The 7,823-nt window shown below is 73.2% G+C and carries 11 protein-coding genes and 1 tRNA gene; 7 read left to right on the top strand and 5 right to left on the bottom strand.

Annotated elements, in window-relative coordinates:
- The coding region (locus NT8_RS30115) for a hypothetical protein (protein ID WP_067974926.1) at positions 1-996 on the top strand (996 nt) is incomplete at its 5' end.
- A 126-nt stretch (positions 997-1,122) separates the two neighbouring features.
- On the opposite strand, the gene NT8_RS25680 is transcribed toward NT8_RS30115, so the two are convergent.
- The 4 genes from NT8_RS25680 to NT8_RS25665 form a co-directional block, all read right to left on the bottom strand.
- A tRNA-Ser gene (locus tag NT8_RS25680) sits at positions 1,123-1,210 on the bottom strand.
- A gap of 10 nt (positions 1,211-1,220) precedes the next feature.
- Positions 1,221-1,697, bottom strand: a complete 477-nt coding sequence (locus tag NT8_RS25675; RefSeq protein ID WP_067974929.1) for a nucleoside deaminase — start codon at positions 1,695-1,697, stop codon at positions 1,221-1,223.
- Positions 1,698-1,847: 150 nt separating this feature from the next.
- Positions 1,848-2,345: a tRNA adenosine deaminase-associated protein gene (locus tag NT8_RS25670; protein WP_067974924.1), complete on the bottom strand. Its 498-nt coding sequence runs from the start codon at positions 2,343-2,345 to the stop codon at positions 1,848-1,850.
- Between the two features lie 45 nt (positions 2,346-2,390).
- Positions 2,391-2,897: a tRNA adenosine deaminase-associated protein gene (locus NT8_RS25665; protein ID WP_067974922.1), complete on the bottom strand. Its 507-nt coding sequence runs from the start codon at positions 2,895-2,897 to the stop codon at positions 2,391-2,393.
- A gap of 331 nt (positions 2,898-3,228) precedes the next feature.
- Here NT8_RS25665 and upp point away from each other — a divergent pair, with 331 nt between their 5' ends.
- The 5 genes from upp (at position 3,229) to NT8_RS25645 (ending at position 5,812) form a co-directional block, all read left to right on the top strand.
- Positions 3,229-3,882, top strand: coding sequence for a uracil phosphoribosyltransferase (gene upp / locus NT8_RS25660; protein ID WP_067974920.1), 654 nt, complete (start codon positions 3,229-3,231; stop codon positions 3,880-3,882).
- 403 nt (positions 3,883-4,285) lie between these two features.
- On the top strand, positions 4,286-4,510 hold the full coding sequence (locus tag NT8_RS25655) for a hypothetical protein (RefSeq protein WP_067974917.1): 225 nt from the start codon (positions 4,286-4,288) through the stop codon (positions 4,508-4,510).
- Positions 4,511-4,661: 151 nt separating this feature from the next.
- A complete protein-coding gene (locus NT8_RS30110; protein WP_017620566.1) occupies positions 4,662-4,826 on the top strand; it encodes a hypothetical protein in 165 nt (54 codons plus the stop codon).
- A 13-nt stretch (positions 4,827-4,839) separates the two neighbouring features.
- Entirely contained in the window at positions 4,840-5,358 is a 519-nt protein-coding gene (locus tag NT8_RS25650) for a PH domain-containing protein (RefSeq protein ID WP_067974913.1), read from the top strand.
- Between the two features lie 217 nt (positions 5,359-5,575).
- The gene (locus NT8_RS25645) at positions 5,576-5,812 is read left to right on the top strand and encodes a hypothetical protein (RefSeq protein ID WP_067974911.1); all 237 of its coding nucleotides are present in this window, start codon (positions 5,576-5,578) and stop codon (positions 5,810-5,812) included.
- A gap of 181 nt (positions 5,813-5,993) precedes the next feature.
- Here NT8_RS25645 and NT8_RS25640 read toward each other — a convergent pair whose 3' ends face one another.
- Positions 5,994-7,211, bottom strand: a complete 1,218-nt coding sequence (locus NT8_RS25640) for an MFS transporter (protein WP_067974910.1) — start codon at positions 7,209-7,211, stop codon at positions 5,994-5,996.
- 86 nt (positions 7,212-7,297) lie between these two features.
- Here NT8_RS25640 and NT8_RS25635 point away from each other — a divergent pair, with 86 nt between their 5' ends.
- Positions 7,298-7,795, top strand: a complete 498-nt coding sequence (locus NT8_RS25635; RefSeq protein ID WP_067974908.1) for a winged helix-turn-helix transcriptional regulator — start codon at positions 7,298-7,300, stop codon at positions 7,793-7,795.
- The last annotated feature ends 28 nt before the right edge of the window (positions 7,796-7,823 follow it).

Raw genomic sequence — 7,823 nt, 5'->3', positions numbered from 1 at the left:
GGGGACACCGGCTGCGCGGACGCCGAGGACCCCGGCATCGGCGTCGACCCGGACACCGGCGCGGCGCTCGACCCGGCGGAGGAGGGCGGCCTGACGACGATGGCCGGGATCATCGCCGAGCCCGAGGACGACAACAGCGAGGAACGCCAGGACTGGGACCGCCTGCCCGACCTGCAACTGCAGGGGTGCGACCCGCTGTGCACCCCCAGCGGACCGATGCCGCACGACAACGGCGCCCCGCTACCGTACCGGGACTACCCGGAGGAGGCCCAGGTGGCGCGGTCCCAGGACTCCTACAACGCGAGCGACCTGGGCGACGTCTCCGGCTGCAACGAGTGGACCCTGTGCACGGAGCACGACATCGAGACCGCCCGCGACGACGTGGGCGAGTGGCTCGACGAGAGCACCCCGCTCCTCCCGAACGCCGAGGACGCCCTGCGGCACTGGCTGGAGGGCAGCGGCGACACGATGGAGGTCGACGTCGCGCAGCTCATGCGGGACGTGCCCGAGTTCCAGGAGGCCGTCACCGCCCAGCAGCACGACATCGGGCGGCGGGCGATCGAGCAGGCCAAGCAGATCCCGCCGGACGAACTGAACGGGCCGATCACCTTCCCGGTGAAGAGCCAGTGGGAGTCCTTCGGCCTCAGCGAGGACAACTCGGAGTTCACCTACGCGGACTCCAACTGGCAGCAGACCATGGGCGACTGGAACTACTACACCCACGGCAAGGTGACGGTGGAGCCGCCCAAGGACCCCGGCGGCGAGTGGACCTACAAGGTCCAGACCGGGACCAACGTCGCGACGTACTACTCGTTCCAGTCGGATATGGACGGGGACGCGGACATCCAGTGGGCGACCTCCGCCGGGCCCCTCGGCGTCGGGACGGAGTTCGACCGCTCCGAGCTGCACGACATGCACCGCACCGGCCTGGCCCGGGACTTCGCCCTGATCGGCGCGATGGACAGCTCCTCCACCGCCGAGGTGACCGGGCCCTGACGGCCCGCCGCACACGCGGCCGAGCGGCGGCCCCGGCCCGACCGGCCGCGTGTGCGGCGCGGGAATGGCGGGGGCGGCCCCCGGGCATGAAAAAACCGCCCGTTCACCTGGGTGAACGGGCGGGTGTGGCGGTGGAGGTGGGATTTGAACCCACGAAGGGTTGCCCCTTACTCGCTTTCGAGGCGAGCGCCATCGGCCACTAGGCGACTCCACCGCCGACCACTCTACCGGATCCGGCGGTGTGCGAAGAAATCGGTGAGGACCGCGCCGCAGCGGGCGGCGATGTCCGCGTCGACGAGGTCCGGGGGGAAGACCTCGGGGCGGTGGTTGAGGCGGCGGTCGCGGACGACGTCCCACAGCGAGCCGGCGGCGCCGGCCTTGGGGTCGCGGGCGCCGTAGGCCAGGAGGCCGATCCGGGCCAGCACGATGGCGCCCGCGCACATGGTGCACGGTTCGAGCGTGACGGCGAGCGTGCACCCCGTGAGCCGCCACGACCCCAGCGCGCGGGCGGCGGCGCGCAGGGCGACCACCTCGGCGTGCGCGGTGGGGTCGCCCGTCGCCTCGCGCTCGTTGCACCCCGCGCCGATCACCTCCCCGGCGGGGTCGAGCACGACCGCGCCCACGGGGACGTCGCCGCTGCCGGCGGTGCGCTCGCTCTCGGCGAGGGCGCGCAGCAGGGCGGCGTCGACGCGCTCCCGCACGGCGCGGGGGCCGGCGGGCGGGCCGGGGTCGGGCGCGGCGCGGCGGGGGGAGGACGGCGGCGCGGCGGCGTGGTCCGGCGCGGCGGCCGGACGGTCGCCGGGGTCCGGGGCGGGGCGGTCCGGGGGGCCGGGCGGGGTGGCGGGCACGGGTCAGACGCGCAGCGCGTCGAGGTCGTCGGCGAAGCCGGCGCGGTCGGCGATCTCGGCGAGGACGTCGCCGGGGAGGAGGCCGCCGCCGGACGTCAGGGAGCCCAGGACGGGAGCGGGGACGCCGAAGTCGGCCAGGAGGTCGGGGTCGCCGCCGGCGACGGGGTAGGGCTTCTGGCCGGTGCCCTCGGCCTGCTCGGGCGCCTGGATCTCACCGCTGTCGAGGAGCAGCGCCGCCACGGGGTACTCGTGGACGGCGCGCACGTCGGAGAGGAACACCCGGGGATCGGCGTGGTCGTCCACCCGCACGACGGCGAACCACTCGTCGTCCGCTTCGAGGAACAGCACCATGCTGCCCTCGGCGGCGGCGGGTTCCTCGGCCGCCGCGACGTCGCGCATGAGGTCGGCGACGTCGTCGATGCTGGCGGCGTCCGCCAGATCGGCCTCGGCTCCCCGCCACTCGCCCGATGCCCGGGAAAAGACCGCTGCGAAGATCGACACCGCGCTGTTCTCCCGTCCCTGTGTCGCGGCTGCGCCGCGTTCTCCTTACCCCATACCGTCCACGGCACGCTGGAAGGACTGCTGGAATCCGAGGCGTTCGGAGATGCTGGCCAGGACCTCGTCGGGATAGAGGTCGAGGTCGCCGGCGAGCGCCCCCAGCTCCATCTCGTCCAGCCCGAGGTCGGCCAGGATCGACAGGTCGCCCGCCGGCAGGACCTGGTCGAGGTCCTCGTCGTCGGGGACGTCGATGTCGAGGTACTCCAGCACCTCGCGCGCCACCGGCCAGTCGACCGACGCCGTGACGTCGGAGAGGAAGACGCTCACGTCGTCGCGCCCGTAGACCCGGACGATCACGAAGAAGTCGTCGCCCACCGCCACCAGGCCGATGGCCCCGCTGATACTGGGCTGCTGGTGCAACGCGTGCAGCAGTCCGCCGAAGTCGCGCGTGAGGGCGACCGGGAGCAGGTAGACGTCCCAGAGCTCCTCTTCGCGGTAGGCGACGGCCGCGAAGTCGCCGGCACCGTCGTCGTCGTCCTGTTCGAGATCCGTCATCGTCACCCCACCAGCCCGGCCGTGATCCGGCCAGGATCGCAGATCGCCCGGTGCGGCGTCATCGTAGCGGCCACTGTCGTGCAGGGCCCGGTCTCCCCCAGGGGAGCTGTCTCCGTGATAGAAGTCCGCGCTCACACGTCCTATTAGAACGGACATCCCGGCGCGGGCAGAACGGTATGGCCAACTCGACGCCCATTCGTCGCCGGCGCGGTGCCCCCGGGCGCGGCGCGCGGCGGCCGGCGTCCGGGCCGGGGCCGTCCGGCCACCGCCGGGCCGTCGTTAGACTCGGGAGTCGAATTTGCCACGTTTGCCCAGCTCACCCGGAGTATTCATGGAGACCCTGGTCGTCGACCACCCGCTCGTCGCCCACAAGCTGACCACGCTGCGCGACGTGCGCACCGATTCGCCGACGTTCCGGCGCCTCACCGACGAGCTGGTCACCCTGCTCGCCTACGAGGCGACGCGGGACGTGCGCGTGGCCGAGGTGACGGTCGACACCCCGCTGACGCCGACGACCGGGACGCAGCTGACCCGCCCCACGCCGCTGGTCGTGCCCATCCTGCGGGCCGGGCTGGGCATGCTCGACGGGATGACGCGGCTGCTGCCGACCGCCGAGGTCGGCTTCCTCGGCATGGCGCGCGACGAGTCGACGCTGCAGCCCGCCACGTACGCCGACCGCCTGCCCGCCGACCTGTCGGGCCGGCAGTGCTACGTCCTGGACCCGATGCTGGCGACCGGCGGCACGCTGGCGGCGGCGCTGCGGCTGCTGGTCGAGCGCGGCGCCGACCACATCACCGCGATCTGCCTGCTCGCCGCGCCGGAGGGGCTGACCGCGGTGGAGTCCCGGCTCGCCGACGGCCTGGGCGAGGACCACGGGGCGACGCTGCGCGTGGTCACGGCCGCCGTGGACGAGCGCCTGAACGAGGACGGCTTCATCCTGCCCGGCCTGGGTGACGCCGGGGACCGGCTGTACGGCTGCGTCTGACGGCGCGTGCGCGGGGCCGGGACGGCTCCGCGCGGGCGGCCGCCGCGTCCGACCGGTCACCCGGTCGGACGCTTTTTTGTATCTTTCCGGATCTCGCTTGAATGAACGACCGAAAACAAGGGAACGACCTCACCGTGCCCACTGGTCCCCTGCCGCACGTGAATCGGCTGGAGTCACACCCGAATTTTTGATCTGCCTAATTCGTTTCGAGACGCCGCCGAGATCAGCCGCGGCGATCATGAGGTGCGGAGCCTCCCGCCCGGCCGCCCTTCGCGCCGACCCCGTCCTCTCCCGCGGCCGCCCGGTCGATGTCCGAAACCACCCCCCGATCGCCGCAGCGATCACCCAAAGCGCATACTTGGGTACGGAGTGCCACCCATCCACCCTGCCCTCAAGGAGTGAGATGCCCGAGAAGACCACCGCACCGCCGCGCGACTACGCGGACGTCCTCGACCGGTTGAACTCCGAGTTCGCCGGCGTGCACGCCGAGGACACCGTCGCGCGCTGCGTCGACGCCGCGCGCCAGGGCGCGCTGGACGTCACCGGCCGGGCGACCCCGGACCTGGTCGAACGCATCGCCCGGCAGCACCTCCAGGTGCTCGCCATGGCGTTCGCCGAGCGCGGCTGACCGGCACCCGCCGCGACGCGGAGTGACCAGGACCACACGCGCCACGCGCGTGGCGCCACGCCGATGAGCCCGAACCGGCTTTACGCGCCCCGGCGTCGGTGTAACAATCAGCTTGGGTCAGTGGGTCAGCCGCATTCTTGGGGAGTCGGTCATGGCGAAGTTGAAGAAATGGCTGGGGTATGCCCTCATCGCGTTCGTCGCGTTTTATCTGCTCACTCAGCCGGAAAGCGCCGCGGGGGTCATCGAGACCGGTCTGGGCGGTCTGATGTCCGCGGCCGAGTCGCTGTCCCGCTTCGTCAACGCCCTGAGCGCGTAGGGCGCGTCCGGCCATGAGGCTCGTCGCCCCGCCCAACCGTGCCCCGGCATCGGTCAACCGGTACCTCCTGCCCTATGAGCAGGACGTGGTCACGATCCGCCGCCACCCGGCGATCCTCATCACGCCGGTCGCCACGGTCCTCGGCGCGCTCATCGTCGCGGGCATCCTCAGCAACACCCCGCTGTCCGACAACTCGGCCGCGCTCGCCGTGATCTGGTGGGTGTGGCTGCTCATCCTCGTCTGGTTCGTGTGGCGGGTGGCGGAGTGGTCGGTCGACTACTTCGTCGTCACGTCGCAGCGGCTGCTGCTGACCACCGGGCTGATCACCCGCCAGGTCAACATGATGCCGCTGGGCAAGGTCACGGACATGCGCTTCGAGCGCACGCTGGTCGGCCGGTTCCTCGGCTACGGCACGTTCGTCATGGAGTCGGCCGGTCAGGACCAGGCCCTGAGCCGGATCAACTTCGTGCCCTACCCGGAGCAGCTCTACCTGGAAGTGGTCGGGCTGATCTTCAAGGACCCCGACGCGTAGGTTCCGCACGTCCACCGCGACCCGCTCGACCCCGAGGCGCCCGCCGACAGGCGGGCGCCTCGTTTTGTTCACCTGTTGTTCACCTTGACAGGTCACCGGGTACGCGGGGACCCGAAATGCCCGGTCACGGAGGTCCCGCCCGGCGAATCCGAATTGACGTGAAGGTGAACGACGGGTTAACTTCGATTATCGGATAGACGAACAAGGGGGTGCCGCCATGGCTCGCAAGGTCATACCGGCGTCGCAGACCAGCCGCCCCGCTCCCGCCCGCCGCCGCAGCCGCGGCCTGGCCACCCGCCGGGCCACGGGTCCCGCGCGCGGCCCGTGGACCACCGCGGCCCCGCAGCCGCGCCCGTCCCTGGAGGACGCCGTCGCGCCCGTGCGGCCGACGATGAACTGGGTCCTGGTCACCGACGACAACGGACGTACCCGCCCCGAGGCCCGCTGGGTCTAGCGGCGCGGACGACGCCCGGCGAGGGGGCCGGCCACCACACGGTGGCCGGCCCCCTCGCGTGTCCCCGGCCCCGGCGGCGCCGCCCCGGGTCGACGTGTCGACAAATAGGTACGCCGATTCCCCGATATAGAACCTGACCGATATGCCGCCCCGACGGCGGACCGCCGGGGCCGGGGAGCGCTCACCGGCCTCCGGGGGCGTCCGCCGAGGGGGCCGCCCACTCGGCCGCCCGCGTGTCCGCCCGAGCGGCGGGAACCCCCCGGTCGACCGCCCAGACGGCCAGGGCGCAGGCCGCGAACCCGGCCCCCAGCAGGCTGGAGCCGACCCAGCCGTGGACGGCGCCGACGGCGGTGGTCGCGGCCGCGCCCAGCGCGGAGCCGAGCGCGTAGAAGACCATGTAGCCGCCGATGGCGGCGCTGGGCCGGTCCCGGTAAGCGGCGGTGAGCAGGTGCTGGTTGCCGACGTGCACGGCCTGGACCGCGAAGTCGAGCGCCACGATCCCGGCGGCGAGGAGCCACAGGGACCACGGCAGCTGGGCGATCGCCGCCCACGAGAGCAGCAGCACGGCGAGCGCGGCACCGGTGGCCCGGCCCGCCCGGCCCGCGTCCGCCCACCGCCCCGCACGCGCCGCGCCGAGCGCACCGACGAGCCCGATGATCCCGAACAGCCCGATCCGCCCTTCGTCCAGCCGCCACGGCGCGTCCGCCAGGGGCAGGGACAGTCCGCTCCACAGCGTCCCGAACGACGCGAACAGGAAGAACGCGATGAGTCCGCGCGTCAGGAAGAGGCGCCGGCCGAACAGTCCGCCGAGCGCGGTGAGGGCGTCCCGGTAGCGCGCGGTCCGGCCGGAGCGCCGCTCCGGCGGCAGTGCGGCGGCGGCGAGGACCGCGAGCCCGAACGCCAGCGCCGCGAGCACGGCGTAGACGCTCCGCCAGCCCCACGCGTCGGCGAGCGCGCCGGCGGCGACCCGCGCGCCCAGGATGCCGACCACGACGCCCGACGTGACGACGCCGATGGTCCGTCCGCGGTGCTCCGGCGGCGCGGACGACGCGGCGTAGGCCACGGCGGTCTGCACCACGACCGCGAACAGCCCCGCCACCACGAGCCCCGCGAACGCCGCCCAGGCGCCGGGCGCCGCGGCCGTGACGGCGGCGCCCGCCGCGATCGCCGCCAGGTGCGCGGCGATGAGGCGTCGCCGGTCGACCAGGTCCCCGAGCGGCACCAGCAGCACCAGCCCCGCCAGGTAGCCGACCTGGCCCACCGCGACGATCCACCCCGCCCGCGCCGCCGGCACGCCGAGGTCGCGCGCCATCGGCTCCAGGACCGGCTGCGCGGCGTAGACGCCCGCCACCGCGACACCGCACACCACCGCGAGCAGAGCCCGCCGCCACCCGTCCATCGCCCACCCCGTTGATCAGTAGCATTTTGAAACCGTTTCGACGGTAGGCCACAATGGTCTTGTTCCGCAACCGATCAGGAGGTGCCATGCCGCGCAGCACCGAGCGCCCCCCGGACGCCGACCGGACCACCCCCGACTGGACCGACCCGGACTGCCCCGTCGCCCGCTCGCTCGACCTCGTCGGCGACCGGTGGAGCCTGCTCGTCGTCCGCGACGCGATGGACGGGGCGCGGTCGTTCACCGAGTTCCAGCGCCGCACGGGCATCGCCCGCAACATCCTGACCGACCGGCTGCGCAGGCTCACCGCCCGCGGCATCCTCGACCAGCGCACCGCGCCCTCGGGCCGCCGCCGGGAGTACGTCCTCACGGCCGCCGGACGCGACCTCTTCCCGGTCATCCTGACCCTGCGGCAGTGGGCGGAGCGCCACGCCTTCGCCCCGGGGGAGGAGCACTCGACCCTGGTCGACCGGCACGGCACCCGGGTGCCGGAGGTGGCGCCGACCGGCGCCGACGGCACCGTCCTCGACAGCACCACGACCCTCGTGCGGAAGGTCCGGCCGGCGGCGGACCCGGCGGGCCGCTAGCGGAGGCCTAGGGAGTGTTTTTTGGATG

Origin of the sequence: Nocardiopsis trehalosi NBRC 14201, from assembly GCF_001552555.1 — a bacterium.
In the GTDB taxonomy this organism is placed as follows: domain Bacteria; phylum Actinomycetota; class Actinomycetes; order Streptosporangiales; family Streptosporangiaceae; genus Nocardiopsis_B; species Nocardiopsis_B trehalosi.
This window is presented reverse-complemented; position numbering and strand designations above follow the sequence as displayed.

Coding starts and splice junctions, on each gene's coding strand:
- NT8_RS25635 (WP_067974908.1), top strand. CDS start 7,298: ATGCCGCGCAGCACCGAGCGCCCCCCGGACGCCGACCGGACCACCCCC.
- NT8_RS25640 (WP_067974910.1), bottom strand. CDS start 7,211: ATGGACGGGTGGCGGCGGGCTCTGCTCGCGGTGGTGTGCGGTGTCGCG.
- upp (WP_067974920.1), top strand. CDS start 3,229: ATGGAGACCCTGGTCGTCGACCACCCGCTCGTCGCCCACAAGCTGACC.
- NT8_RS25650 (WP_067974913.1), top strand. CDS start 4,840: ATGAGGCTCGTCGCCCCGCCCAACCGTGCCCCGGCATCGGTCAACCGG.
- NT8_RS25655 (WP_067974917.1), top strand. CDS start 4,286: ATGCCCGAGAAGACCACCGCACCGCCGCGCGACTACGCGGACGTCCTC.
- NT8_RS30110 (WP_017620566.1), top strand. CDS start 4,662: ATGGCGAAGTTGAAGAAATGGCTGGGGTATGCCCTCATCGCGTTCGTC.
- NT8_RS25645 (WP_067974911.1), top strand. CDS start 5,576: ATGGCTCGCAAGGTCATACCGGCGTCGCAGACCAGCCGCCCCGCTCCC.
- NT8_RS25665 (WP_067974922.1), bottom strand. CDS start 2,897: ATGACGGATCTCGAACAGGACGACGACGACGGTGCCGGCGACTTCGCG.